Raw genomic sequence first — 25,697 nt, 5'->3', positions numbered from 1 at the left:
CATCCCAGGTCATTACTGCGACCGCGACCACAACTGCTTCCCGCTCGCGAGCTAATCCGAAAACAACGTATTTAGCGCGTTCGCGGCTTCGCTATCCACCGTATTCCACGTCACGGTTTCGGCTTCGAAAATATAGTGGGTCGTGTACTTGCCGAGGCGGCCGAGTATCTCTTCCTGAATGACTTCCGGCGCGACATCGAGCTTCAGATACCACGCGGTCGACGACAGCCGCGTCTGGAACGCGCCGTACTCAGCCAGCAGATGGTCGAACGCGTCAGCATCCTGATCGCGGCAAACAATGACCAGATTTCCCTTCATGCGAATCTCCCGTTAAAGCGGTAGCGACAACTCGAGGTCAGTGTCGATCATACCTGCTTGCTTGCGGAAGGCTCGAAGCTCCGGCTTGCGTCGCGTCAAGGAGCGCGGCCGCCGTTACCAGACGCTTGCGACCGTGCGCGCGGGCGGGGCGGTGTCGTCGGGCGGCAGCGCTTCGGTGCGGTCGCGCCCGCCGGTCTTGGCCGCATAGAGCGCCATGTCGGCGCGGCTCATGATCCGCTCCGGGAGGTCGTCGACGGACAACTCCGTGATGCCGATGCTCACGCTGAGCGTAACGGACGCAGGCAGTTTCGCCGACGGCACGGCTTTCAGACGCAAGCGCAGGCGCTCGACCACTTCGCGGCCGCCCGCGAGATCGGTGCCGGGCAGCAGCACACCGAACTCCTCGCCGCCGAGCCGGCCGATCGCATCGGCGCCGCGCAGTTCGGCGCGGCAGGTCTCGACGAAATGCTCGAGCGCGCGGTCGCCGGCGGCATGGCCGAAGCGGTCGTTGATCTGCTTGAAGTGATCGAGGTCGGCAATCGCCATGCACAGCGGCTGGTTGCCGAGGTGCGCGCGATCGATCTCGTGACGCAGCAGATCGAGGAAGTAGCGGCGCGACAGCGCGCCCGTCAACGCGTCGTGACGCGCCTCCGCCGAAAGCAGCGTATTGGCCGACTGTAGCTGCTCGGCGAGATCGCGCGTGGCCCGATGATGGCGCCGCTCGCGCACGTACGACACGGTGATCACCCACGCGAGCGCCACGGTGCCCGCCAGCGTCAGAAACACCAGCAGATGATCGCGCTTATGGTTGCGCAACAGCTCCGGCCAGGCCGAGAGCGGCTCGACCAGATGCGCGGAGAGCCCCGAGTTCAGGCCGCCACGAGTCTGATACAGCGACGGCCCCAGGCGGCCGGCCGAGCCGAACAGTTGCCCGGCGACGGTCGCCGAGACCCACGGCGCCTGCTCGCGCACTTCGTTGTCGACGCGAATCTGGATGTCCGGGAACGCGTCGCGGCGATAGGTCACGGTGCGCTCGGCGACGCTCATCTTCGTCACGCGCGAATCGGGCAACGCGTGGCCTTCGAGCTTGCTGTCGTGCGCCATGATGATGACGCCGTTATCGTCGGCGACGAAGGTGCCGGCATGCGCGACCCAGTGGCGCAGCCGCGCGATGCCGACCTTGGCGACGACCGCGCCCGCGAGTTCGCCGTCCGCATAGACGGGCACCGCGATGAAGATGCCGGGTTCGCCGCTCGTGCGGCCCACGCCATAGGTTTCGGAGAACGCGCCGAGCAGCGCGTTGGTCAGATACGCGCGCACCCGCATGTCGACGCCGACGAACGAGGCCCGCCGCCTCTGCGGATCGCCGGAGACATCGCTCGAGGCCACGCAGATGCCGTTGGCATTCACGAGCCACACCTGATCGAGCCCGGAGAAGCCCTGTGCCCGGTGCAGGAAGGTGCTGACCGCGCCCAGATGCGGGTCTTTTAGCAACGCGGCGCGCAGCGCGGGTTCCGTCGTCTCGCCGTTCGCGGCATAATTCCGGGATTGCACCAGCGCGTTCTGGACCACGTCCATTTCGGCCATGGTTGCGGGAATGGCTCGCGACATCGCGAGGTCGCTTGCGATCACCTCCGCCATGTTGTCGACGATCGAGGCGGCCATCTGACGCTGCGCGTGCAACGCCGCGTTGAGCTCTTGCTGTACCATCCGGTCCGCGACCATGCCGGCCACGAACCAGCAAGCCAGTACGATCAGCACGAAGCCGATCGGGCCGGTTGCCTGGCGCAAGGTTGTCCTGTTCATCGACCCTCTGATCCGTCTGGCTGAGACATGCAACTAGCTTATTCGTGGCAGCGCCGCGGCGCCGTTTCGCCTCGCGTTTCGCTCGGGGTTGCGCCGCGCGGGCCGGGATAAAACCATCCATACGGGCGCATCTTTAGTGGATTCTAACCGTCATGGGGCCAGACGGCACCCTTATCGCGGCAATGAATCCAGATGGGCTGCACCCATCAGGCTCTTAACGGCAACCGCGCCGTTTTCTTGATGCCGGGAGCGGCAATAGGCCACGCGCAACGAGGCTCGCGGTCTTCACGGAAGCTTCGCGGAAGGCCACTGTCAGGCCATTGCCGGGCCGTTGTCAGGCGAGGCGCAGCAAGTTGCCGGATTTGCCTTCAAAGGTTGTGCCTGAAACATAGGATGGTGTAGTGTCGTGCCGTCCAAAACAAAGGAAAGCTCGCCAGCCTACGGGCGGCGCCTGCGGCGACAGGACTCAGGCTTGACGGTTGCGGTTCGGGGGCGGCTTGCCCATCGGCGCTTCCGTTGCCGGTCCACCTGTCTCGTACGCTAACGATTTACCGCGCACACGCGTTTTGCCATGCCTGATTTCCGCTTTCCGGACCGAACTTCAGACCGCCGCGCGGCAGCCGCGGCCTCCTTCGCGCATTCGAACGCCTGTATTAACGAGGAGCCGGTCTGATGGATTTCAGCTTCAACCTGAAGCGCACCGCCAACGCGTCGGCATGGCGCGTGCTGCCCAACCGCTGGGACTTCGTCGCGTTTCCGCTCATCATCTGCATCATCGCGATGGCGGCGATCGGCTTTCACGAGACGCTCGCGCCGATGTCGACGCTGAAGACCCAGGCGATCTCGCTCGATCCGGCGAATCTGCCCGAGTACGCGATGCGCACCACATTGCGCATGCTCGCGGCGATGGTCGCGTCGCTGATCTTCACGCTCGCCTACGGCACGCTGGCCGCGAAGAGCCGCCGCGCCGGACTGGTGCTGGTGCCGATTCTCGACATCCTGCAGTCGGTGCCGGTGCTCGGCTATATCTCGTTCACGGTCACGTTCTTTCTCGCGCTCTTTCCGGGCCGCGTGCTCGGCGCCGAACTCGCGGCGATCTTTGCGATCTTCACGAGCCAGGCGTGGAACATGACGTTCAGCTTCTATCAGTCGCTGCGCACGGTGCCGCGCGATCTCGATGAAGTCTCGCGCGGTTTTCATCTGACGTCATGGCAGCGCTTCTGGAAACTCGAAGTGCCGTTCTCGATGCCCGGCCTCATCTGGAACATGATGATGTCGATGTCCGGCGGCTGGTTCTTCGTGGTCGCATCGGAGGCGATCACGGTCGGCAATAACACAATCACGCTGCCCGGCATCGGCGCGTACCTCGCGCAGGCGATCGTGGTCAAGAACCTGCATGCGATCGGCTGGGTGATCCTCGCGATGACGGTCGTGATTCTCGCCTACGACCAGTTGCTGTTCCGTCCGCTGGTGGCATGGGCCGACAAGTTCCGCATGGAAACCACCAGTTCGGGCGACGCGCCCGAATCGTGGCTGCTCGATCTGATTCGCCGCACGCGGCTGATTCACCGCTTGCTGGTGCCGCTCGGCTGGATGTTCGCGAAGGCCGCGCGCGTGCCGTTCCGCTTGCCCGCGCTGCAAGCGCCGCGCTTTCCGATTCCGCAGATCCAGAAGAGCTCGCGCATCGGCGACATCGTGTGGGGCGCGCTCGTGCTGGTCGCCACTGTTTATGTGGTGTATCGCGTGTTCATCTACGTGCGCACCGGCGTATCGCTCGATGAAGTCGGCCACGTGTTCGTGCTCGGGCTGATCACGCTGCTGCGGGTTGTGGTGCTGATCGCGCTGGCGTCGGTGGTCTGGGTGCCGGTCGGCGTGCTGATCGGCCTGCGGCCGGCGCTCGCCGAGAAGATTCAGCCGCTCGCGCAGTTTCTGGCCGCGTTCCCGGCGAATCTGCTGTTTCCGGTCTTCGTGATCGTGATCGTGCGCTTCAACCTGAACCCGGATGTCTGGCTCTCGCCGCTGATCGTGCTCGGCACGCAGTGGTATATCCTGTTCAACGTGATTGCCGGCGCGACTTCGTATCCGAACGACTATCGCGAGGCGGCCAAGAATTTCCATATCCGCGGCTGGCAGTGGTGGCGTCAGGCCATCTTGCCGGGCATCTTCCCGTACTACGTGACGGGCGCGATCACCGCGTCGGGCGGCGCGTGGAACGCGAGCATCGTCGCGGAATTCGTGCAGTGGGGCGACACGAAGGTGGCCGCGCACGGGCTCGGCGCCTATATCGCGCAGTCCACGGCGGCGGGCGATTATCCGAAGATCATCGTCGGCATCGCCGTGATGTCGCTATTCGTGACGCTGTTCAACCGCCTGCTGTGGCGTCCGATGTACGCCTACGCCGAAGCGAAGCTGCGGCTCGACTGAGGCCCTGAGGCCGTGAAGCCCTGAGGCCCTGACGCTACGCGCCTGGCCTGCCGCGGTGCACGACAAACCTGCGCGGCCCGGTGTTTTCCTGAGAATTGAAGGCATAACGCGATGCAAAATCCTAAAGCTGCCACGACCGCCGCGCCGATCCAGACGCCGCCGAAGCCGCCGCGTCTCGGCGAAGAAATCCTGCGCGTCAAGGACGTGTGCCGCGGTTTCAACAAGTCGCAAGGCGAACTGCTGGTTCTCGACGACGCCAACCTGTCGCTGCGCGAAGGCGAGATCGTCGGTCTGCTCGGGCGTTCGGGCTCGGGCAAGTCGACGCTGCTGCGCATCATCGCCGGTCTGATCGAGCCGACCGACGGCGAGGTCACGTACATGGGCAAGCCGCTCGACGGTCCCGCGAAGGGCGTCGCGATGGTGTTCCAGACCTTCGCGCTGTTCCCGTGGCTGACCGTGCTGCAAAACGTGGAAGCCGGGCTCGAGGCGCAAGGCGTGGCCGCGCGCGAGCGGCGCGAACGCGCGCTCGCCGCAATCGACCTGATCGGCCTCGACGGTTTCGAGAACGCGTATCCGCGCGAGTTGTCGGGCGGCATGCGCCAGCGCGTCGGCTTTGCGCGCGCGCTGGTGGTCGACCCCACACTGCTTCTGATGGACGAGCCGTTTTCCGCGCTCGACGTGCTGACCGCCGAGACGCTGCGTACCGACCTGCTCGACTTGTGGACGCAAGGCCGCATGCCGATCAAGGCGGTGCTGATCGTCACGCACAACATCGAGGAAGCGGTGTTCATGTGCGACCGGATTCTCGTGTTGTCGTCCAATCCTGGCCGGGTGATCGCCGAGATCAAGGTGCCGTTCAAGCATCCGCGCAATCGTCTCGATCCGGCGTTCCGGCGTCTGGTGGATGAGATCTACGCGAAGATGACCGCGCGTCAGACCGACGAGAAAACGCGGAAGGGCCTCGAGCTGCATAGCTGGTTGCCGCATGTGTCGACCAACCTGATGGCCGGTCTGATCGAGACGCTCGCCGCCGCGCCGTATCACGGCCGCGCGGACATGCCGGAAATCGCGCGTTCGCTGCATCTCGAAGTGGACGACCTGTTCCCGGTTGCGGAAGTGCTTCAGCACCTCGGTTTCGCCGACGTCCGCGAAGGCGATATTTTCCTGACGCCGCCCGCGCGCGTGTTCGCCGAATTCGGCACGCAGGAGCGCAAGATGATGTTCGCCGAGCATCTACTGCGGCATGTGCCGCTCGCCGCGCGAATCAAGAAGGTATTGAACGAGCGGCCGGGCCATCGTGCGCCGCGCGTGCGCTTCGAGCAGGAACTCGAGGATTTTCTGTCCGACAGCGCCGCCGAAGAAACGCTCGACGCGGTCATCAACTGGGGGCGCTATGGCGAGATTTTTTCCTACAACGACCAGACCGAAATCTTCAGTCTGGAAGACGTGGAGTCGTGACCACCGCGGCGCTCACGTGGAGTACGGTGCAATGAAAACGGCAGGGGAGACCCTGCCGTTTTTCGTTATGCGGTGCGATTCGTTTTATTGCAGATTGCCCCAGCGCTCCACGGCCGGTTCCGCGGACGCCCATTTCCAGCCTTTCTCCTGCTGACACGCGCTTGCCGTGTACCAGTCTTCGCGTGCGTTCGGTCCGTCGCCGTCCTGCACCGAGAACACGAACTCCTTGCATAGCGCGAGCGCCGAGCCGAACGCGCGCGTGACGCGCACCTGGCCGTGGCCGTTCTCGATGGGCAGCGTATGTTTGACGGACCACGGACGCGTTTCGCCGACGGGCATCGCGCCGGCCAAAGCCGCGATCAGATTCTGCTGGTCGCTGTGCATGCTGCGCATGTAGCGGCCGATGGCTTCGTCGGTGGCGGCTTGCACCGCGATACCGACGCCGATTCCCACCGCCGGATTCGACGTGACGAGGCCGGACGCGACGCCGGCCGCTGCGCCGCTCGCCGCGCCGATCGACGAGCAACCGCTCGTAAGAAGCGTCGCACTGAGACATAGCGCGCCGGCGAGCGCCGTCAGACTCGCGCGATGCAGCCGCTGAGCGGCCGGAAACGCACGCGCGGTCATTGCAATGCGCCCCAGCGTTCGGTGGCGGGTTCGGCCGACGCCCATTTCCAGTTTTCGCCGTCGCGGCAGATGGAGGCCACGTAGAACGCGCTGCTGGCCGGGACGTTTTTCGTCGCGATGTGGTCGACCGAGAAGACGATTTCCTTGCAGTCGAGCGCGCCCGCGCTAATCGTGCGGCTGACCGTGACGCGGCCGTGTTCGTCGTCTTCGATCGGCATGGAATGCGTGACGCTCCACGGTGCGATCGCGCCCACTTCGAGCGGCCCGGCGATCTTCGCGATGCCGTCCTGCGTATTCCGGTGGACCACGCGCTCGGAGTACTGCACGCCCGCTCGCGCCGCGGCCACTGCGCCGAGACCGATGCCGGTCGCGACCGCGGCGTTGCTCGTGACCTTCGCCGCGAGCGCGGCGCCGGCGATACCCGCGCCGGCGGTGGCGCCTTCTGTGTAGAACGAACTGCAGCCCGAGAGCGCCGACGCGAGCGCCAGGCTCAACGCAACGAGGACCGTTGCGTTACCCCATCCGCGCCTCGCTTCTGGTTGGCGGCGCACTTTCAAGCGCGGTTTCAAGCCTGGTTCCAGGCACCCGGCGCACAGCATTTTCTTTTGCATCCCTGTCTCTACTCTTGCAAGTGCTCCGGCTCGCGTGCGAAGGCAACGGCGAGCCGGCGGCATGTCGTCCCATCGTCGAAAATGGGCTGCTGCATTTTGCAGGATGCGTTTTGTAAATGGCAGAGGGAAAGTGCAAGCAATTGCAAAACATGGTGCGCACCAAACCGGTTTCTGCTCAGACTGCAGACCGGTTTGATTGGCGGTGCGAACTGTTTGATGAGGAAACTTCTGCTGAAGCGCGTCTACTGTTCGGTGTCTTCGTCGGTACTTTCGTCGCCATATGCGCTCAAGCGGTTGTAGAGCGTTTTGAGGCTCACGCCGAGCGCTTTTGCCGCACGCCGCTTGTCGCCGCCGCAGTACTTCAGCGTGCCGAGAATGATCTGCTTTTGCGCGTCGGCGAGCGGCGTGCCGATCCATACGCTCATCGCGTCGCCCTGCGTCACTGGCCGCTTCACCTTCGACGCGAGGTGCGGGTGCGGCAACTCGACCGTTTTCTCCGCAAGAATGAACGCGCGGTACACCGCGTTCTTCAGCTCGCGCACGTTGCCTGGCCACGACCAGGTGCGCAGCGTTTCGATCGAGCGTTTGCTGAAGCTCTTGCTGGTGCCTTCCTGCTGATTGAGCTGCGCAAGAAAGTGTTGCGCGAGCAGTTCGCGGTCGTTCTCGCGTTCGCGCAGCGGCGGCGCGCGCAACGGAAACACCGCGAGCCGGTACATCAGATCCTCGCGCAGACCGTTTTCCTTGACCGCGACGGCCGGGTCGCGATTGGTCGCGGCGATCACGCGCACGTTGCCGCTGATCAGCTCGTTGCCGCCGACGCGATAGAACGTGCCGGTCTCGAGCGCGCGCAGAAGTTTCACCTGACGCACGGGCGCCATTTCGGTGACTTCGTCGAGAAACAGCGTGCCGCCGTTCGCATGCTCGAAGTAGCCGACGCGTCCTTGGACCGCGCCGGTGAAGCTGCCTTTTTCGTGGCCGAACAGTTCGGCCTCGATGAGCTCGTCGGGAATTGCGCCGCAATTCACGGCGACAAACGGCGCCTCCCTGCGGCTGCTTTGATCGTGAATCGTACGGGCGATCAGCTCCTTGCCGGTGCCCGATTCGCCGATGATCAGCGCGGTCGCGTCGGTGCTCGCGACGCGCTCGATCTGCTCGTACAGGTCGAGCATCACCGGGGACGAACCGTACAGCAGGCCGTACGATTTCAGTCCCGCGACGCCGTCCGCGACGCGCTGCTTTGCCTGTGCGGAAGCGCTGCCGCCGGCGGACACAGTGGGCGAGGCCAGATCGATTGACGCCATAAACGGGGAAGTCCTGTGCAAATGAGTTCGTTGGTGCGGCGCGCAGGCCTGGGAACGAGACGACCGAAGTTCTATCTCACAAAGGTCGATTTAACCACTTTGACAGCGCTTCCTGCAATCTATGTGAAGGCGATCGGGCGCGCATCGCCGCGAGTCGGTCGAAACTGCGCGTGGCGCGCGCCGGCCGCGCCTGCGAACCCGCAAAGTTACCGGGCACATGCATTGCAGCTTGCCCCCGGCACGCGTGCGCTCAGGCCGCGGACACCGCGGACGCCGCGGTCCGCGCGGGCGCTGAACCAGACGAGGAGTGAAAGATGACTGACACGACGCAACAGCTCGCACTCGGCGGCCAGAAGATCGTCCAGGATCTGCGGGTGCTGCTGAAGGATTCGGAAGAAATGCTGCGGCTTGCCGCCAATGTGCCGGGCGAGGGCGTCGGCGCGCTGCGCCAGAAGCTCGGCACCCATGTCGAGACGCTGCAATCCGCGCTCGGCGACGCGCAGGAAAACGCGCAGCGGCGCTATCGCTTCGCAACCGTCAACACGGAACGCTACGTGCGGCAGAACCCGTGGAGTTCCGTCGCCATTGCGGCTGGCGTCGGCTTCGTCTTGGGCGTGCTGAGCGCGCGCTAGGCGCGGGTTCGGCGTCCGCGGCGTCCGCTGCGGCCGGCTGCGCGGCGCGGCGGTTTGCACTCTCTGCATCTCTGCATCTAACGATCACAAAACGACCACAAGGAGTTCATGATGGCTCGACCCAAAATTGGCATTTTCGGCGCGCTGATGGCGCTCGGCGGCTACCTCGCGGTGCGCTATGTCCAGCGCAGCCGCGCCGCGCAATCCACCACCGGGCGCGAGTTGAACCGCTGGGAAGACGAGGGCGGCGCGGTCGTCACGCCGTCGGCGGCGTCATCGTCCGCTTCTTCCGGGCAGTCCGGCACGGGCTCGCCGGCATCCGCCGGTCCGGGCGCGCATGGGCCGAACGGCTCCGCTCACCCGGACGCCTGGCCGTTCCCGCACAGCAGCTAGGCTGCTTTCCCGCCGCGCGCCGCCGCCGATCCGCTGGGCATGCGGCGCGTCTCCGGGACTGTTAAATTGTCTCTATAAAGCCGTATAATAGGTAAATACAGAACAATAGTGCCGATCACGTCGCGATTTATGCGTGTATTGTTGCAATATTGAATGGAATCGGTGACCAAGCGCTGTCGGAAGTTGGCGTACGCTCACTTTGAGACAGGTATGCCCGCCACCCGCGCGAGGTCGTCGGCGCTTTTTCAGCATGCTCGCCGCATGCTGTTCCTCCCACGCTTGCAGGCTTTCGAGACGCGATGCCACATGTACTGATTGTCGATGACGACGCAAGTACCCGCGAGGCGCTTTCCGCCATCATCGGGGAAGACGGTCTGACCACCGCCACCGCGGGCGATCTGCGCGAAGCGCGCATTCAACTGGTCCGGCAAATGCCGGACGTTGTCTTTACCGATCTCAAGCTGCCGGACGGCAGCGGGGTCGAACTGTTCGAAGATCTCGATCCACGCTCCGGCGTGGAAGTGATCGTGATTACCGGCCACGCCACGGTCGAGTCGGCGGTGAACGCGCTGAAAATGGGCGCCACCGACTACCTGGTGAAGCCCATCAACATGCAGCGCGTGAAGGCGATTCTGTCGCGCCTGCCGCGCGCCGGCGACCTGAAGGCCGAAATCGGCACCTTGCGCGGCGAACTGCGCCGCATGGGCCGCTTCGGTTTGATGCTCGGCAATTCGCCGGCCATGCAGGAGGTCTACGACCAGATCGGCCGTGTCGCGCCGACGGCGGCTTCGGTCATGCTGGTCGGCGAATCAGGCACCGGCAAGGAAGTCGCCGCGCAGACGCTGCACGAGCTCAGCCTGCGTCGCAAGCATGCGTTTCTGGCGGTGAACTGCGGCGCGATTTCGCCGAATCTGATCGAGTCGGAAATGTTCGGCCACGAGCGCGGCTCGTTCACGGGCGCGGATCGTCAGCACAAGGGTTATTTCGAGCGCGCGAACGGCGGCACGCTGTTTCTCGACGAAATCACCGAAATGCCGATCGAGCTGCAGGTCAAGCTGCTGCGCGTGCTGGAAACCGGCATGTTCATGCGGGTCGGCACGACGAAGGAAATCGAAACCGACGTGCGGCTGATCGCCGCGACCAACCGCGATCCGGAGCAGGCGGTGCTGGAAGGAAAGCTGCGGCTCGACCTCTACCATCGGTTGAACGTGTTTCCGATCAGCCTGCCGCCGCTGCGCGATCGCGGCAAGGACGTCGAACTGCTCGCGCAAGCGTTCCTCGAGGAACTGAACGAGCGGCACGGCACGAAGAAGCATTTCCCGCCCGCGGTGAAGGAGATGCTGCTGTCGTATCCGTGGCCGGGCAATGTGCGCGAGCTGAAGAACTACGTGCAGCGCGCGCACATTATGTCGGGCACGGACTCGGACAGCACCGCGACCGTGCCGTTGCAGATCACGTTGTCGAAGCCGGCTGCGGGCACGGCGATCACGATTCCGTTCGGCACGTCGCTCGCCGAAGCCGACCGTCAGTTGATTCTGGCCACGCTCGAGCAATGCGGCGGCGTGAAGACGCGCGCCGCGGAAATTCTCGGCATCAGCCTGAAGACGCTGTACAACCGCCTCGTGGAATACGGCAACGACGCGCGCGAAGACGGCGATGCCGCCGACGAATCGCGTGCGCTCGGCGGCGCGGACGCTTAACGTCCTGCGCTTAAAGTCCGGCGTGCAAAGTCCACCCGCCGCTTCCCGTCGGGAGCGCGGCGTCGAACGGCACAGCCCTTGCTGCATTCAACACAAACGCATAGCGAGGACCACTGACATGCCGCACTACGCTGCCGCTCCCGCGCTGCCGCTTCGCCAGCACGCGCATCGACCGGAGCCGATCGAGCCGCCGAGTCCAGGCGAGCCGGATACGGTGCCGAATCCGGATCCTGAACCGATCGAACCCGTCGAGCCGCCGATTGGCGACCCGCCTCCGCAGCCCACGCAGACTCCGCAGGCCAGTCGGCGTCCGCCAATCTCTCTGCAACTCTGAATTCCTTGCCGCTCGCGCCTTGGCGGGCGCAGCAAATTTGTGTACATGTTACAAATGCGGCGCATGATTTACCGGCAATTCAATGTCGTCGCTCCTAGACTGTGTTGATGCCGCCGCTGCCAGGCGGCGCGGCTTTGCCCGGAGGCATCGATCATGAGACATCCAGCGCTGCGGCGTTCCGCGCGCCATTCCAAGCGCGACAGCCGTTCTGCGGACAAGAGCGCTCCACCGCCGGCTTCGTCCGGACCCGTTCCGGACGCTTCGGCCGCCGCGGCCGCTGCGGCCTCGTCCGCGCCGCACCACGATCCGTCCGCGCAGAATCGCGTCGCCCCCGACGCGCCGCCTGACGGGGAATACAACCAGGGCGGCGTGCGCCAGGAAGGCCTCGACTACCAGCGCGACTTGGGCTCTGAGCAGGACGCATAAGACTGCTGGGCAGGCCGAGCTTCCAGCCCGAGCAAGACGTTTCCACTTTCATGTGACGAAACGGAAGAAACTCCTTCGCCGCATCATTGCGGCGCGGGTTTGTGCTCGTTTGTCACATTTGCACACATTTTTATTTCCCATTTGCACCGAAACGGCACGCGACTTGCGTGCAATCCTGCCGCACATGTCCGCATGCAACGAAACAACTGAACTAGGTGGAGCACCAATGAGCAGACTGATCGTGGTATCGAATCGTGTCGCGCCGACCCAGGAGGGCCGGCCCGCAGCGGGTGGCCTGGCGATCGGCGTGCTGGACGCGTTGAAGGAAACCGGCGGAGTCTGGTTCGGCTGGAGCGGCGAGACGGTGAGCGAACCGTCGGCGCCGGTAATCGAGAAGCAGGGCAACGTCACGTATGCGACGGTCGGCCTGACCAAGCGCGACTACGACCAGTACTACCGCGGTTTTTCGAATGCGACGCTGTGGCCCACGTTCCACTATCGCAACGACCTCTCGCGCTACGATCGGCAGGAATACGCGGGTTATCAGCGCGTCAATGCGACGCTCGCGAAGCAGTTGAAAGAGCTGCTGCGGCCCGACGACATCATCTGGGTTCACGACTATCATCTGCTGCCGTTCGCGCGCTGCCTGCGCGATCTCGGCGTGAAGAATCCGATCGGCTTCTTCCTGCATATTCCGTTTCCGGTTCCCGAGGTGCTGCGCACGATTCCGCCGCACGAGGAACTCGTCAAGGCAATGTGCAGCTACGACGTGATCGGCTTTCAGACGGAGGCGGATCGCCAGTCGTTTGTCGATTTCATCGAGCGCGGTCATCACGGCACCTCGAGCGAAGACGGCATGGTCCACGCGTATAACCGCTTCCTGAAAGTCGCTGCGTATCCGATCGGCATCTATCCCGATGCGATCGCGAAGGCCGCCGAGCAGTTCACCGACCGAAAGCCGGTGCGCAGCCTGCGCGACGGCATGCGCGGACGCAAGCTGATCATGAGCGTCGATCGCCTCGATTATTCGAAGGGGCTCGTCGAGCGCTTTCAGGCGTTCGAACGTCTGCTGCTGAATGCGCCGGGATGGCACGGGCGCGTGTCGCTGGTGCAGATCGCGCCGCCGACGCGCTCCGACGTGCAAACATATCAGCGGATTCGTCAGACGCTGGAAGGCGAGGCCGGCCGCATCAACGGACGCTTCGCGCAGCTCGACTGGACGCCGATCCAGTACCTGAACCGCAAATACGAGCGCAATCTTCTGATGGCGCTGTTCCGTCAATCGCAGGTCGGCTATGTGACGCCGCTGCGCGACGGCATGAATCTCGTCGCGAAGGAATACGTCGCGTCGCAGGACCCGGCCGATCCTGGCGTGCTCGTGCTGTCGCAGTTCGCGGGCGCGGCCGAACAATTGCCGGGCGCGCTCGTCGTCAATCCGTTCGATCTCTCGCAGATGGCCGAGGCGCTCGAACGCGCGCTGTCGATGCCGCTTGCCGAGCGGCAGGCGCGTCACGCCGACATGATGGCGCCGATGCGCGAGAACAACCTGTCCGTGTGGCGCGATACGTTCCTGGCGGATCTGCGTAACGTGGCGACCGCGTCTTCGGTGACGGCCAAAGCGGTAAAGCTCGCTGACGTGACGGCGTCGTCGTCGTCGTAGGAGTTGTGGGCGGCTGCGCGGTTTCTTTGCGTTTGTTAGAAGCCGCGCGAAGCTGATCACGTCGAAGTGAGAGCCTGGAAGAAAGCGTTGGAGCAGAGCAAGGAAAGGGCGCACATCATGCGATGCGCGCCCTTTTTGCATCTGCGTCGTTTGTCGGATGCGTGGCGTCGTTACGCGGCGCGCGTATTGACCCGCTGCATCACGCGCATCGTGCTGACCACGGCGGCCACCGCCGAAAAACCCGCGGCAACATAAAGCGCGATGACCGGCCCGCTGTGCGGCGCGACGCCGAAGATCAGCGCGACGAGCGCCGCGCCGAGCGTCTGACCGGTCAGGCGCGCAGTACCGAGCATGCCGCTTGCGCCGCCGCTGCGTTCGCGTGGCGCGGACGACAGCATCGTGCGGTTATTCGGCGACTGGAAGATGCCGAAGCCCGCGCCGCACAACGCCATGCGCCACGCGATCTGCCAGGCGTCCGGATGCGGGCCGAGCGTCGCGAGCAGGAGCAGGCCGACCGTCATCGCGGCGAGCCCCACGCCGCCGAGCCAGCCCGACGAGACCTTGTCCGACAGCACGCCGGCAATCGGCGCGGCGACGATGATGATCGCGGGCCACGGCGTCATCAGCAGACCGGTGTCGACCTGCGAGAAACCGAGCATGTCCTGCAACATGAACGGCAGCGACACGAACGCGAGCATCTGCGCGCAGAACGAACACACCGACGTGCCGATCGACAGCGCGAAGATCGGAATCCTCAGCAAATCGATCGGCAGCAGCGGCGCGGGGCGGCTCAACTGACGGCGCACGAAGAAGTAGCCGATCACCACCGCGCCGATCAGTTCCACGACGACATAGCCGAGCCGTTCGCCGTGGCCGAGTCCGTCGACGGCGAAAATCAGCAGGCCGAATACGAACGCGTTCATCACCGCGCTCAACAGGTCGTACGGGGAATCGTGGCCGCGGTTCATCGGCAGCGCCTTGAAGCCGCCGATAATTGCCGCAATGCCGATCGGCACGTTGATCGCAAACAGCCACGGCCACGGAGCGACCGCGAGCACGCCGGAAGCGACCGTGGGTCCGACTGCGGAGGACACTGCAACCACCATCGCGTTGATCGAGACGCCGCGTCCGAGTTGCGTCGGCGGATAGATCATGCGCACGAGCGCCGTGTTCACGCTCATGACGCCCGCCGCGCCGAAGCCCTGCACGACGCGAGCGATCGCGAGCGTCGGCAGCGAGGTCGAGAGCGCGCAACCGAACGACGCCACCGTAAACAGAATCAGCCCGGCCAGATAGATGCGCCGATAGCCGATGCGATCGCCAAGCGACGCGAGCGGCAGCAGCGAAATGGTGATGGCGAGTTGATACGCGTTGACGATCCAGATGGAGCCGGCCGCGCTCGCCTGCAAGTTCCGCGCGATGGTGGGCAGCGCGACATTGGCAATCGCGCTGTCGAGCACCGCAAGCGTCAGCGCAAGAGCGATGACGAGCATCGCCCAATAGCGTTGCGGCGTCGGCAGGCCGGGTTCGGCATTGGACGGCCGCGCGCTGTCAGGAGCGAGCGTGTCCGCGGCATCCGGCGGTAGGGTCCCGCCGTTGCGGGATGGTTGTGCGTGCATCGGTTGTTCGAGTTGCCTTCAGCGTTCCGCACGAAAGCGCGGCGGGTCGCGACTTATGGCTGCTTTCGCGAAAGGTTCGCGCGCGCTGGGTCGATGCCGCGCCGCTTAATATGATGGCGTGCGTTGCGGCATCGTCCGCAGCTCGCCGCTATTTGAGCTCGTAGAGCCCGGTGTGCGTCGTCGAGTCGATCTCATTCAGATGAGTCATGAAGCGCGCGACCGCGTTGGTGGTCTCGGCGGTGATGGGCAGGTGCGGCACCTTCAGCGCATGCAGCCGGAAAATGTAGCGATGCGTTCTGTCGCCGCGCGGCGGCGCGGCACCGCCGAAGCCGACCGTGCCGTAATCGTTGCGCACCTGCAGCGCGCCTTGCGGCAGCAGCGAGCCGTCGGCCTTGCCGGCGTTGCGCGGCAACGAGCGTGCGTCCGCGGGAATGTTGACCACGACCCAGTGCCAGAAGCCGCTGCCCGTTGGCGCGTCGGGATCGTGCACGGTGAGCGCGAAGCTTTGCGTGTCGGCCGGCGCGCCTTCCCATTGCAGCGCGGGCGAGATGTTTTCGCCGTCGACGCCGAATGCCTTGTCGTCGTATTCGTGCGCCTTCGGCATGAAGCCGCTATTGGGAAAATCGTCGGACCACAGACGGAAATCAGCCATTGTGTGCCTCCCTTGCTGGCGGGTTTGATGGCCGAAGCGAGCACCGTGAGTGCCGTGCCGGCGTGAAAGTCGGCGGGCTTAAGTCGCTTCGGGTTAGCCAGTCGAGTGTATCACCGAGGGCTTTCGGTTCGCTCGCCAAACCGCGCGTAGGAGGCGGTGGGCAAGGGCGCTTTCAGGCGCGTTCTTCGAAGCTCGGCGCGTCGCTCTTCAGCCATTCGACGAGACGCGTCAGCACGCCTTCGATGTCGCGATTCGCGCCGCGCAACGCGCATTCCCACACGACGCCGACGCGCCAGCCGGCCGCGAGCAGCGCGGCGCGGACCTTGTCGTCGTTCGCGCGGTTACGGCCGATCTTCTCGCGCCAGAACTCGGGGCGCGTCTGCGGCCATTTGAAAAGAGGGCAGTCGTGACCATGCCAGAAGCAGCCATGCACGAGCACGACGGCGCGGTAGCGAGGCAGCACGATGTCGGGGCGCCCCGGCAAGTCGCGCGCATTCAGGCGAAAGCGAAAGCCCTGCCGATGCAGCAGGCTGCGAATCAGCACCTCGGGCTTCGTATTGCGGCCGCGAATGCCGGACATCATGCGGCTGCGCGTGGCGCTGTCGACGATATCGACCATGCTAGCGCGGCGAGTTTGCGCAGCCCGAACAAGTCGGCGTGCAGGGAAGGCGCTTGTGTCGATTCATGCGATGGCTCCTGGATAAGCGGTGCAACAAGCAGCGTTGCCTACGCAAGAGCACGATGCGCGCCACTTCGGGCGACGCCGGGATTCGATTGAAACCGCGCGCAGGCAAGCCGGCGTATGCCGGCACCCGGCAGTTTACGCAAAATCGCTTGCACCGCGCGCGTATTGGAGAAGATCGGTGGCGTCGTCAGGATCGACGTACCAGCATGCACAGGCTTTGCAAGCTGTGCAGACCCGCGTCATAACCTTCGAGCGTATGGCCGAGGAGCACTCTGCGCGCCATGCGTCTTTGCTCGAAGCTCTTCCTCTCGTCGCTTGTCGGCACCCAGTAAATGCCGGTGCGGGCCTCCTGTATATGGCGGACCGTGCCGGCGTCGACGAGCTGACTCAGCGAAGCCTTGATTTGCCGAGTGCTGCTATTCAACTGATTCGCGAGCGCAACGCAGGTATAGCGCACGCCTGGTGTCATGATGGCGTCGAGACTCGACGCAGTCAGTCTTCTGCGTTTTGCTGCCTCCTCTTTTGCATGTGTGTCCTTTGCGTGTCTATCTGTTGCCTCGTTATCCCGGTTCATAGTCGACGCCTCTCTTCTTGCTGCGTTAGCAGTGCTGGATCGTCTTTACATCGCGTGCCGGAACGCGCGTTCTCCGGCCGCGCCAATAAGACCGCCTATTGAGCGGCGTCCGCGGGAACACCGTCGCGAGCAGCGGCGACGGCGGCGTCGCGCTCTTTCGCTGCGGCCGCTTTCTGCCGCATATACACGCGCTTGGCGGCGGCCACTTTGCCGTCATATACGTGATTAGCCGCGGAAATGCGCTCGTGCATCTGCACGATCTGATCGCTTGTACCGGGCGATGTTTTATTCGCCGGCGTTTGTGCCCAGGATGTCGACGCCGCGCTAATCATGCAGAACAACAGAGTGGAAACGATTTTCTTCATGGGCGCTCCTGCTGAAAAAAAGGCGGCCGCCTTAGCGGCCGCGAAAGTCCACCACTCAGACCTTGGTAAGTGGCGGCTCGGGGTTCGTTACTCGCTGCAACGTGTTGGAAAGTTAATGCAAGCGAACCGTCGGCGGAAGAAGCGGAATGGCGTACGCGTAAAGCAAAAGCGAACGCGGTTCATTGAAAGCGATATGGATCTGTTGCGGCGACGCGCGTGCGTATGCGGAATGGAGCGCCCGGCTCCTTGCTGTGTTGTTCGGAAGCGATTAACGCGTTCAGCATTATGTTGCTTCACAGCGTGCATGGGCTCGCGATACGTTCGCTGCTGGCAGTCAACAGGCGACCGGTTAATTAAAGCGCTGATGTTGTCGAGGACTGCCCACCACACCTACTCACTATGAAATTGAAATCGGAGCAAGTTATGCGTGCACTTACAGCGCAATCGTCGAGTATGTTAAACCTCGCCTTTGCCGCGGCATTATTGCTGGGCTATCCGGCAGCAAGTCGCGCGCAAGACGATCGGACACCAGCACCGGCAAGCGCACCGGGTGCGCAAATGGTAGCCTGGCTCACCAGCCGTATCGTCAATATCGACGCGCAGATGAACCGTATCACCGTGCAGGGATCGCACGGCGAGATAGTAGTGATGGAGGTCGATCCCGAGGTGGCCGACATCAGGCTGCTCAAGGTCGGCGACGAGATACAGGTCCAATACAAAAGCGCGCTGTTGTTGTCGGCGGAAAAGGTGGCGGCCAAGGGCGTGCGCTCGCGAGTCGAAGAAGAATCCGCGAGGCCCATATCGCACAGCATGGCCGTGAAGCTGCGCAAGGTCGACGTGGTCGCGACCGTGCAAAGCATCGACCGCAAGAATCGCCAGGTCGTATTGCGCGGACCCTCGCGCAGCATGCCGCTGCAAATTGCCCCGAACGTACCGCTCGACAAGATCGCGGTAGGCGACAGCGTGCACGCGACATATAGCGCTGAGACGGCGGTTCTCATCACACGCGACGGCAAGCCGATTCGTTAATCGTTATGATGAGCCGGCGGTGAAGTGTAAAGCCGAGTACAGCCGCCGGCGTTGCAGGACAATGGCGCGAATTAGAACAGCCGCTCAGTCGATTGCAGAACCCGCTTTGCTTCTACGCTTCCTGTGTTGTCGCTATCGCGGATGGTCTCCAGAAGTATGTCGATAAGGCAATTTGCCGCCGCGCTTTGAGGATGGCCAAGGCGCGAAACGATTCCAATGGACGTATCTTCGAGTTCTTCTCTCAGCGGGAACGCGCAGAACTTGAAGCGCGTCACACACAGTTCCGCGAGTGGCCACGGGAAAATACTCACTGCGTCGGTTCTTTGCAGTACCGATGCGGCCACCATCAATGAATGCATGTAGTGAACGTTACGCGGTTCCGGCAAGCCATTGCGATAGAACATTTTCTTCGAGAGCCGGCACTCCATATCCGAGTCGAGGCACACCAGCCAATCGGCATCCATCAGATCCGCAAGAGAGCGGGACTGCGCGAGTGGATGTCCACGCCGCGCGACCACGGTCAGGCCGCACGACAAGAGCGGGCGGAAATTGAATTCCGTGTTGACCGTATCGGGAGCCTGCTGGCCCACGAATACTTCGACGCTGCCATCGCGCAAACGCGGATAGGCGATCGACATGAGGCCTTCGAACATCTCGAGTTGCACATTCGGCATTAGCTTGCGGAACTGAATGAATATCTCGGGAAGAAAACATAAAGCTATCCACGGCGTGATCGCGAGCGACAGTTTTCCGCACGGCTCGCCGCGCATCTCATTCAAAGCGCCATGCGCGCGCTCTACTTGCGACACGATAAGTCTTGCATGAGGGAGCAGCGTATTGCCGCATTCCGTCAACGTCGCCCCTGACGATGCGCGCACGATCAAAGGCGCGTTGACGCGGTCTTCGAGATCTTTCAGCGCCTGCGTGATGGCGGAGGGCGACAATCCCAATGCCCTGGCTGCGCCGCGAACGCTGCCGGCGTCTGCAATGGCGACGAGCGCGCGAAGTTGATGGTTCTTCATCGTGTCCTCACCGTTTGAAGGTATGCATGACTAATTGTCAAAACTGTTTGACGATTCAGGCGATTTGTTGGCAGTGCCCTTTCGCAGTGCCCTTTGTTGTGTAACGGGTCAGGAGGTATTTGAAGTTTGCGTTGATGCTGCGCAACGCCTTTGCGATTATGACCGTGGCGAATGCACGGCGCCATCGTCCCAGAAATAATTCTGGATTAACGTGCAGTTATCGTTCGCTGGCTCGGGTTCGCCTGGCGATTTCAATGGCCGTCTCGAGTACCACACATCTTCTGGTTTGAGCGCGCCAGAAAGCGACCAGCCGTCGAGCGGGAATGTCCGCGAGAATTATGCGATTTAACTCACAGGATGCCATTAAGTCCTCTGGGACATGTTCTGGCAATAGCGCAATCGCTCCGCTAACCGACGCCATTCGCAATGACAACTCGAGCGAGTCGCATTCGATCGACGGCTGTATCGCACAACCGAGCACGCGCTCCACGTAACGCCGCACGCCGAAGTGACGAGGCGGCAGCACCAGCTTCAACTCCGACAAACGCGACATGGCTTCGCGGCTGACATCAGTCCGCGCGCTGTGGTAAAGCGCGAGGCGTTCTTCGTGAAGCTCGACGCTTTGAAGGTCGGTCGTGCTCAACTCGGTGGAATAAGCCAGGCCGAGATCGGCCGTGCCGCGCAAAACCATTTCAACGACGCTACTGGAAGTGCTGCATTGCAAAGAGAGACGCGTCTGCGGATAGATTCGCAAGAGTTCGCGGCCGAGGCTCGGTACGAAGTGTCCAACCAGTGTGTCCACTGTGGCAATGCGCAGCGACAGTCCCCAGCCGGGCCCATGCGCGGTGGCGTGCGAAACCGACTGGTCCAGCGCGTCGAGAAGCGGCTCTACCGCCCGAAACAACGCTTCGCCATCCGACGTCAGTTGCATTCCGCGACCATGCCGCCTGAATAGCGCGTGGCCGAGTTTCGATTCGAGCGACTGAATATGCCGGCTCAAGGCCGGCTGCGTGATGCCGACCGCTTCAGCCGCCGCGCGCAGCGAATGGAACTTCGCGACGGCGACGAACATGCGCAATTGCGTGTCGTGGCTGGTACTCATCGTGATGGCGCGTGTCCATGCCGTTTCGAAACGTCTTTCAGTGCAATCATTTTGCGAGCCTCGTGCGAACGCAATGAGTGATCGCGATCATCATCGTGGTGATCGCCCAGTAAGCCACGCCCGCAACGATGAGCACGGGGACGATGGTGCCGTCGCGTTCGCCGATTGCCGTCAGGCGCCTGAAGAAATCGCCCAGCGCGATCACATAGACGAGCGACGTGTCCTGAAAGATGACGATGCATTGTGTAAGCGCAAGCGGCACCATCGCGCGAAACGCCTGCGGCAGAATCACATAGCGCAGCGTCTGCATGGATGTCATGCCGAGTGCGTATCCCGCCTGAAGCTGTCCGCTCGGCAAGCCGGCGATGCCCGCGCGAATGATTTCGCAGAAGAACGCCGCCTCGAGTAACGAATAAGCAGTCAGTGCAGAAACGAGCCGCAAGTCGACCGTGGACGGAAGATTGAACAGCGCCTTCAGCAGTTGCGGCACGATCAGGTAGAACCACAACAACAGCATGACGAGCGGAATCGATCGGAATAGCGCTACATAGGTTTGCGTAAAGAGCCGCAGTGCGCGATTCGCCGACAAACTGAATATCGCGAGTACCGTGCCCCAGGCGAGACCGACGAGAATCGCGACAACGGTAATCTGCAACGTGACCTGCATGCCTGAGAGCAACACGTCTCTCGAGTCGATGAGCGCTTGCCAGTCCATCTCGAACATATCAACTCCCGATCATTCCGTGCAGCGCAGTGCGCCGGCGAATCCAGCGCATGCCGCGCAGAATCGCGAAGTTGAGTGCCATATAGGCAAGCGTCACGCAGATAAACGATTCATACGGCTGCGCGGTGTAGTCCACGAGTTGCCGCGCCTGGCCCGACAGTTCGAGCAAACCGATCGTGGAAGCCACAGCAGAGTTCTTGGATATGATCAGGAACTCGGATGTCAGCGGGCCGAGTATCGTGCGAAACGCGACAGGCAACAGAACATGGCGATAGGCCTGGGCTCGCGTGAGCCCGAGTGCGAACGCCGCATGGAACTGTCCCACGGGTCGCGCCTGTATGCCCGCGCGCACTTGCTCACAGATTCGCGAACCCGTGTACACGCCGAGCGATACAACCGACGCAATCAGAAACTGCGGATGAGAGGGCAGGCTCTTGAACCAGTCTCCGGCAGCGGTGGGCAGTACTTCTGGCACGACGAAGAACCAGATGAAGAACTGCACGATCAGCGGTACGCCGCGAAAGATTGAAACATAGGCCGCACTCGCCGCATTTGCCGCGCGGTTCGGCAAGGTGCGCATGACGCCGAATACGGTGCCTATCGCAAGTGCAAGCGAGAAGGCAAGCAAGGTCAATTCGACGGTATTCACGAGTCCGGAGAAGAGCCAGTCCAGATAAGTGGCGGGCTCGCCGGTCGCGACCGGCTGCAGCAGCACACCCCAGTGCCATCTGTAATCCATTGAATACCTCTAGCCTGCGACGCGGCTCACGATGTCGGCTTGTCGCCGGGGTTGGCGAACAGAGTCTTCATTCGCGGCGACAGCGGTACACCGAGATTGAGTTGCTTTGGCGGAATGGGCTGCTCGAACCAGCGCGTGTACATCTTCGCGGCCAGGCCGGACTTCTGGGCGTCGGCGATCGCGGCGTCCATGATGGCTTTCATCGGCGCGTCGTTTTTGCGCAGCATGCAGCCGTACGCCTCGTAGCTCTGCGGCGTGCCGACAATTTCATAGTCGCTGGGATTGCGCGTTTTCGCGCGTTCGCCGGCGAGCAACGCGTCGTCCATCATCATGGCTTTCGCGCGGCCCGTGGTCAGCATGAGAAACGATTCGGCGTGATCTTTCGCGCTGATGATGTCCATGTTCATCGACTTCTCGACATTCATCTTGCGCAGGATCTTTTCCGAAGTAGTACCCGCGCCGACCACGACGGTTTTGCCTTTCAGATCGTCGAAGTCCTTGATGCCCGACTTCGTGTTGACGAGCAGACGCGTGCCGATAATGAAGAAGCTGTTTGAAAAGGACACTTGCCGCGCGCGCTCGGCGTTGTTCGTCGTGCTCGTGCATTCGAAGTCGATCGTGCCGTTCTGAAGCAGCGACATGCGGTTCTGCGAAGTGATCGGAATAGTGCGGACCTTCAGGTCCGGAAGTTTCAGATCTTTTCTGATGCGCTCGATAACCAGATTCGCGACGTCGATCGAGTAGCCGATCGGCTTTTGATTCGCGTCGTAGTAGGAGAACGGAACCGACGCATCGCGGTAGCCAATGGTAATCACTTTGTCTTCGCTTACTTTCAGAAGCGTGCCCGTGAGCGCGGGTTCCGCCGCCTTCACGCCATGAAGCTGAAGCGCGCTCGATGTTGCAATTGCAACGGTGACGATGGCGCGGGCGAAGTACTCTCGTTTCATCGTTGTCTCCACGGTCTTCATTATTTTGCTTCAACGTGCGCCGGTAATCTGCGAAACGTCGATCACATACATCTGGCGTTCACCCTCGTGAACGGAATCGATGCAGACGGCGAGACCGTCGCGATTCCAGCGCGGGTGCAAGTCGCAGCGGTTTTCTTTTTTCAGCTCCGGCGGTGCATGGAATTCGCCGATCTCATAGCGCACGCCTTCACGCATGTCGTAGATAAACAGAATGCGTGTGTTGGTCCGCGAGTCGGGGTAGGTGTCGGATAACAGCCAGCGCGTGTCGACCGGCGAAAAGCTCATATGCCCGTTCTCGGTCAGCAGATCGCGGCCGATCGCTTCCACCTGGCCGTCGTCGGCGTCTTCATACAGATGATAGTGAATGCTGCCGGCGTGCGGGCTCCATGCGACGATGTGCGCATCGTCTTGCCACAACGGGTGCGAGATCTGGTATTCGGACTTCTCGTAGTCGAACGTGCCGACTGCGGACGGATCGAAATCATCCGCCAGTTGCGGCAGCGGATGGTCCGAGCATTCGAGCAGACGCATGTCGGAGCCGTCGGCGTTCATCGTAATCAGCCGGTGCAGGAAGCAGGTTTCGTCGGCGGTGCGCTCCGTCCAGCGGTGCAAAAACAGCATGCGCGACGACGCAGGATTGATCTCGATGTGGCTTACCCAGTGGATCGCGCGCTCCATCGACGCAACCGGGTGGAACTCGCGCAAGTCGTCATAGCTGACAATCAATGCAGTCTCGCCGGTTGCGAGATCGAGGCGATGGATGCCGTCGTCTGCGGGCGCCAGCTCTAACGTGAATGGACCGCCATGCTCCGCGTAGCCTATCGTTTCGTGCGTCACATAGAGGCGCCGGTAATCGACGCAAAGCGCGTAGCGGCTATCGGGTGCGCATACATAAACGGGCATTGAAAGCGCCGTCTTTTTCCCGCTGTCGATGTCGAAAACATTCGCGCCGAAACCTGGGTAACGCGCCGACATATCGTCGGTACGTGTGTTGTAAATTAATTTGCGGCCGGGCTCGCCGTCGAGCCACTGCAACTGGCAGCCCATTTGCCAGTTCCAGGCGGTGGTTGTGTCGATCGCATGAAAAATTTCGCCATCCTTAAGGTCGAAGTACCCGACGTTGGCCCGCAAGTCCGGCGTAAGCGGCGCATCCATCATTGCGACCTCATTGCCGAGCAGATAGCGGCCCGTGCGATCCCACGCGCTCTTGTTGTAATAGCCGAAGAAATGATGCTGCTCGCCGCCGCGTAGCCGCTGGATAGGACAGGTGCGCCGAAGGGTTCGTGCGCGGTGGCCAGGGCGGTCGGCAATGCAAAGCGGCGAGGCGATCATGAGCGGCCAGGGCTAAAGAGTGCAGGCAAAGCGCCGACGGTTCATGCCGGCGCGAAGAGTGGCAGAAGAATATCGCCGCTCGGCGACGCCGGACAATTCATTTTTGCGGTACGGCTATTCGCGTTTGGTATAGTCAGCCGTCCTAGTCGATTGGATTTCCTCTACATGACGCGGCCATTGAACTTCCAGCAGATTCAGGCGTTCCGCGCCGTCATGCAGATGGGTACAACGACCGGCGCCGCTGCGGCGCTCAATACGACTCAGCCGTCCGTCAGTCGCCGCCTCGCTGAACTGCAAAGCTCTTCGGGCCTGAAACTGTTCGAGATGCACCACGGCAGGTTGAGACCGACAAGCGAAGGACAACTGCTGTACAAGACGGTGCAGAAGCATTTCAACGGTCTGGAGAACATCGAGTCCGTGGTCTCGATTCTGCGCAATTCGGGTACGGGCGCACTGCATATCGGCTGCACGCCGACGCTCGGCAGCGGCCTTTTGCCGCAGGTCATCCGCGAGTTCCGCTCGCGTTTTCCGCAAACGTATCTGAACTTGCAGACGGCCGCTACGCCGCAATTGACCGACCTGCTGCGTCAGGATCTGTTCGATCTGATACTGACAACCGGCAAGCTCGACGAACTCGACTTCGAGACCGAGATCATCAAAACGGTGCCGGCCGTATGCGTGCTGCCGCCTGGCCATCGGTTGAAAGATCAGTCCACGGTTCATGTGGAGGCGCTGCGCGGCGAGCCCTTGCTCTCGCTTGGAGAGATGGACGATCTGACCATCGCGATCAAGGCCGTGCTGGCTGCGCACGATATGCCGGTGGACTTTGCGATCCAGACCACGTCGTCCATCACCATTTGCGCGCTCGTGAGCGCGGGCATTGGCGTGGCAATCGTCAATCCGTATGTGGCGAGCACCTATGCCGGTCAGTTACTGGTGAAACCTTTGGAGCCGACGATTGATGTGCCGGTGCGCATGGCGATGCCCGCGCACACTGCGCCATCGTTGCTGAGCCGGCATTTCATCGATGTTCTGCGGGCGCATCTGGACACGATCGCCGGGTCCGCGCTCGACGTCTCCGCACGCCGATAAACTTTCTCGTTGTTCCGTTTCATTGGACCTATGATGTTTTCACCGCTGTCTTTGCGACAGCGGTTGACACGTCGCGTGCAAACTTCGGAGACGATCAATGCCGT

The 25,697-nt window shown here is 62.5% G+C and carries 26 protein-coding genes; 10 read left to right on the top strand and 16 right to left on the bottom strand.

Annotation, left to right across the window (positions count from 1 at the left end; all coding sequences use genetic code 11):
- Window positions 1-51: 51 nt before the first annotated feature.
- Window positions 52-318, bottom strand: coding sequence for a double-stranded DNA-specific endonuclease (locus P0D87_RS16275; RefSeq protein WP_006048434.1), 267 nt, complete (start codon window positions 316-318; stop codon window positions 52-54).
- Window positions 319-432: 114 nt separating this feature from the next.
- Window positions 433-2,124 carry a sensor domain-containing diguanylate cyclase gene (locus tag P0D87_RS16270; protein WP_029970034.1) on the bottom strand — a complete coding sequence of 564 codons (1,692 nt, stop codon included), beginning with the start codon at window positions 2,122-2,124 and terminating at the stop codon, window positions 433-435.
- 672 nt (window positions 2,125-2,796) lie between these two features.
- On the opposite strand from P0D87_RS16270, the gene P0D87_RS16265 reads away from it, so the two are divergent.
- Together P0D87_RS16265 and P0D87_RS16260 are read left to right on the top strand one after the other, a co-directional pair.
- Window positions 2,797-4,548, top strand: a complete 1,752-nt coding sequence (locus tag P0D87_RS16265; protein ID WP_006048432.1) for an ABC transporter permease — start codon at window positions 2,797-2,799, stop codon at window positions 4,546-4,548.
- Between the two features lie 111 nt (window positions 4,549-4,659).
- Entirely contained in the window at window positions 4,660-6,006 is a 1,347-nt protein-coding gene (locus tag P0D87_RS16260) for an ABC transporter ATP-binding protein (RefSeq protein WP_053857721.1), read from the top strand.
- Between the two features lie 84 nt (window positions 6,007-6,090).
- Here the strand turns inward: P0D87_RS16260 and P0D87_RS16255 are convergent, their stop codons facing one another.
- From P0D87_RS16255 to P0D87_RS16245, 3 genes are all read right to left on the bottom strand, one after another.
- A complete protein-coding gene (locus tag P0D87_RS16255; RefSeq protein ID WP_053857722.1) occupies window positions 6,091-6,633 on the bottom strand; it encodes a hypothetical protein in 543 nt (180 codons plus the stop codon).
- Complete coding sequence (locus P0D87_RS16250; RefSeq protein ID WP_006048429.1) at window positions 6,630-7,244, bottom strand: hypothetical protein; 615 nt, start codon at window positions 7,242-7,244, stop codon at window positions 6,630-6,632. Before P0D87_RS16250 ends, P0D87_RS16255 begins: the two co-directional genes overlap by 4 nt.
- 242 nt (window positions 7,245-7,486) lie before the next feature.
- Window positions 7,487-8,545, bottom strand: a complete 1,059-nt coding sequence (locus P0D87_RS16245) for a sigma-54 interaction domain-containing protein (protein ID WP_006048428.1) — start codon at window positions 8,543-8,545, stop codon at window positions 7,487-7,489.
- Window positions 8,546-8,859: 314 nt separating this feature from the next.
- On the opposite strand from P0D87_RS16245, the gene P0D87_RS16240 reads away from it, so the two are divergent.
- From P0D87_RS16240 to otsA, 6 genes are all read left to right on the top strand, one after another.
- The gene (locus P0D87_RS16240; protein WP_006048427.1) at window positions 8,860-9,177 is read left to right on the top strand and encodes an ElaB/YgaM/YqjD family protein; all 318 of its coding nucleotides are present in this window, start codon (window positions 8,860-8,862) and stop codon (window positions 9,175-9,177) included.
- Window positions 9,178-9,288: 111 nt separating this feature from the next.
- The gene (locus P0D87_RS16235) at window positions 9,289-9,570 is read left to right on the top strand and encodes a hypothetical protein (RefSeq protein ID WP_053857723.1); all 282 of its coding nucleotides are present in this window, start codon (window positions 9,289-9,291) and stop codon (window positions 9,568-9,570) included.
- A 299-nt stretch (window positions 9,571-9,869) separates the two neighbouring features.
- Window positions 9,870-11,270 carry a sigma-54-dependent transcriptional regulator gene (locus P0D87_RS16230; protein ID WP_006048425.1) on the top strand — a complete coding sequence of 467 codons (1,401 nt, stop codon included), beginning with the start codon at window positions 9,870-9,872 and terminating at the stop codon, window positions 11,268-11,270.
- 118 nt (window positions 11,271-11,388) lie between these two features.
- Window positions 11,389-11,604: a hypothetical protein gene (locus P0D87_RS16225; RefSeq protein WP_006048424.1), complete on the top strand. Its 216-nt coding sequence runs from the start codon at window positions 11,389-11,391 to the stop codon at window positions 11,602-11,604.
- A 153-nt stretch (window positions 11,605-11,757) separates the two neighbouring features.
- Window positions 11,758-12,030 (top strand): hypothetical protein, encoded by a 273-nt coding sequence (locus P0D87_RS16220; protein WP_006048423.1) that lies wholly within the window; start codon window positions 11,758-11,760, stop codon window positions 12,028-12,030.
- A 226-nt stretch (window positions 12,031-12,256) separates the two neighbouring features.
- The gene (otsA, locus tag P0D87_RS16215; protein WP_029970024.1) at window positions 12,257-13,690 is read left to right on the top strand and encodes an alpha,alpha-trehalose-phosphate synthase (UDP-forming); all 1,434 of its coding nucleotides are present in this window, start codon (window positions 12,257-12,259) and stop codon (window positions 13,688-13,690) included.
- A gap of 170 nt (window positions 13,691-13,860) precedes the next feature.
- On the opposite strand, the gene P0D87_RS16210 is transcribed toward otsA, so the two are convergent.
- The 5 genes from P0D87_RS16210 to P0D87_RS16190 all read right to left on the bottom strand — a co-directional run bounded on the left by P0D87_RS16210 (window position 13,861) and on the right by P0D87_RS16190 (window position 17,585).
- Window positions 13,861-15,309, bottom strand: coding sequence for an MFS transporter (locus P0D87_RS16210; protein WP_082366951.1), 1,449 nt, complete (start codon window positions 15,307-15,309; stop codon window positions 13,861-13,863).
- A 148-nt stretch (window positions 15,310-15,457) separates the two neighbouring features.
- Window positions 15,458-15,961: a YbhB/YbcL family Raf kinase inhibitor-like protein gene (locus P0D87_RS16205; protein ID WP_006048419.1), complete on the bottom strand. Its 504-nt coding sequence runs from the start codon at window positions 15,959-15,961 to the stop codon at window positions 15,458-15,460.
- 172 nt (window positions 15,962-16,133) lie between these two features.
- Entirely contained in the window at window positions 16,134-16,580 is a 447-nt protein-coding gene (locus P0D87_RS16200) for a very short patch repair endonuclease (protein ID WP_006048418.1), read from the bottom strand.
- Between the two features lie 253 nt (window positions 16,581-16,833).
- A complete protein-coding gene (locus P0D87_RS16195; RefSeq protein WP_006048417.1) occupies window positions 16,834-17,220 on the bottom strand; it encodes a hypothetical protein in 387 nt (128 codons plus the stop codon).
- A gap of 95 nt (window positions 17,221-17,315) precedes the next feature.
- Window positions 17,316-17,585: a hypothetical protein gene (locus P0D87_RS16190; RefSeq protein WP_006048416.1), complete on the bottom strand. Its 270-nt coding sequence runs from the start codon at window positions 17,583-17,585 to the stop codon at window positions 17,316-17,318.
- 558 nt (window positions 17,586-18,143) lie between these two features.
- On the opposite strand from P0D87_RS16190, the gene P0D87_RS16185 reads away from it, so the two are divergent.
- Complete coding sequence (locus P0D87_RS16185) at window positions 18,144-18,614, top strand: hypothetical protein (protein WP_310034637.1); 471 nt, start codon at window positions 18,144-18,146, stop codon at window positions 18,612-18,614.
- 71 nt (window positions 18,615-18,685) lie between these two features.
- On the opposite strand, the gene P0D87_RS16180 is transcribed toward P0D87_RS16185, so the two are convergent.
- The 6 genes from P0D87_RS16180 to P0D87_RS16155 form a co-directional block, all read right to left on the bottom strand.
- Window positions 18,686-19,636, bottom strand: a complete 951-nt coding sequence (locus tag P0D87_RS16180; RefSeq protein WP_006048414.1) for a LysR family transcriptional regulator — start codon at window positions 19,634-19,636, stop codon at window positions 18,686-18,688.
- Between the two features lie 217 nt (window positions 19,637-19,853).
- The gene (locus P0D87_RS16175) at window positions 19,854-20,738 is read right to left on the bottom strand and encodes a LysR family transcriptional regulator (protein ID WP_216649244.1); all 885 of its coding nucleotides are present in this window, start codon (window positions 20,736-20,738) and stop codon (window positions 19,854-19,856) included.
- Between the two features lie 46 nt (window positions 20,739-20,784).
- Complete coding sequence (locus P0D87_RS16170) at window positions 20,785-21,462, bottom strand: ABC transporter permease subunit (protein ID WP_029970016.1); 678 nt, start codon at window positions 21,460-21,462, stop codon at window positions 20,785-20,787.
- Between the two features lies 1 nt (window position 21,463).
- Window positions 21,464-22,201: an amino acid ABC transporter permease gene (locus tag P0D87_RS16165; protein WP_053857724.1), complete on the bottom strand. Its 738-nt coding sequence runs from the start codon at window positions 22,199-22,201 to the stop codon at window positions 21,464-21,466.
- 26 nt (window positions 22,202-22,227) lie between these two features.
- The gene (locus P0D87_RS16160) at window positions 22,228-23,148 is read right to left on the bottom strand and encodes a glutamate/aspartate ABC transporter substrate-binding protein (protein ID WP_053858973.1); all 921 of its coding nucleotides are present in this window, start codon (window positions 23,146-23,148) and stop codon (window positions 22,228-22,230) included.
- A gap of 30 nt (window positions 23,149-23,178) precedes the next feature.
- Entirely contained in the window at window positions 23,179-24,501 is a 1,323-nt protein-coding gene (locus tag P0D87_RS16155) for a hypothetical protein (protein WP_171800287.1), read from the bottom strand.
- Window positions 24,502-24,666: 165 nt separating this feature from the next.
- On the opposite strand from P0D87_RS16155, the gene P0D87_RS16150 reads away from it, so the two are divergent.
- Window positions 24,667-25,593: a LysR substrate-binding domain-containing protein gene (locus P0D87_RS16150; protein ID WP_053857725.1), complete on the top strand. Its 927-nt coding sequence runs from the start codon at window positions 24,667-24,669 to the stop codon at window positions 25,591-25,593.
- Window positions 25,594-25,697 lie beyond the last annotated feature (104 nt).

Origin of the sequence: Paraburkholderia sp. RL17-368-BIF-A (assembly GCF_046054045.1) — a bacterium.
GTDB lineage: Bacteria > Pseudomonadota > Gammaproteobacteria > Burkholderiales > Burkholderiaceae > Paraburkholderia > Paraburkholderia graminis.
Note: the sequence above shows the minus strand (reverse complement) of the source record. Positions and strands in the feature narration are given on the sequence as shown.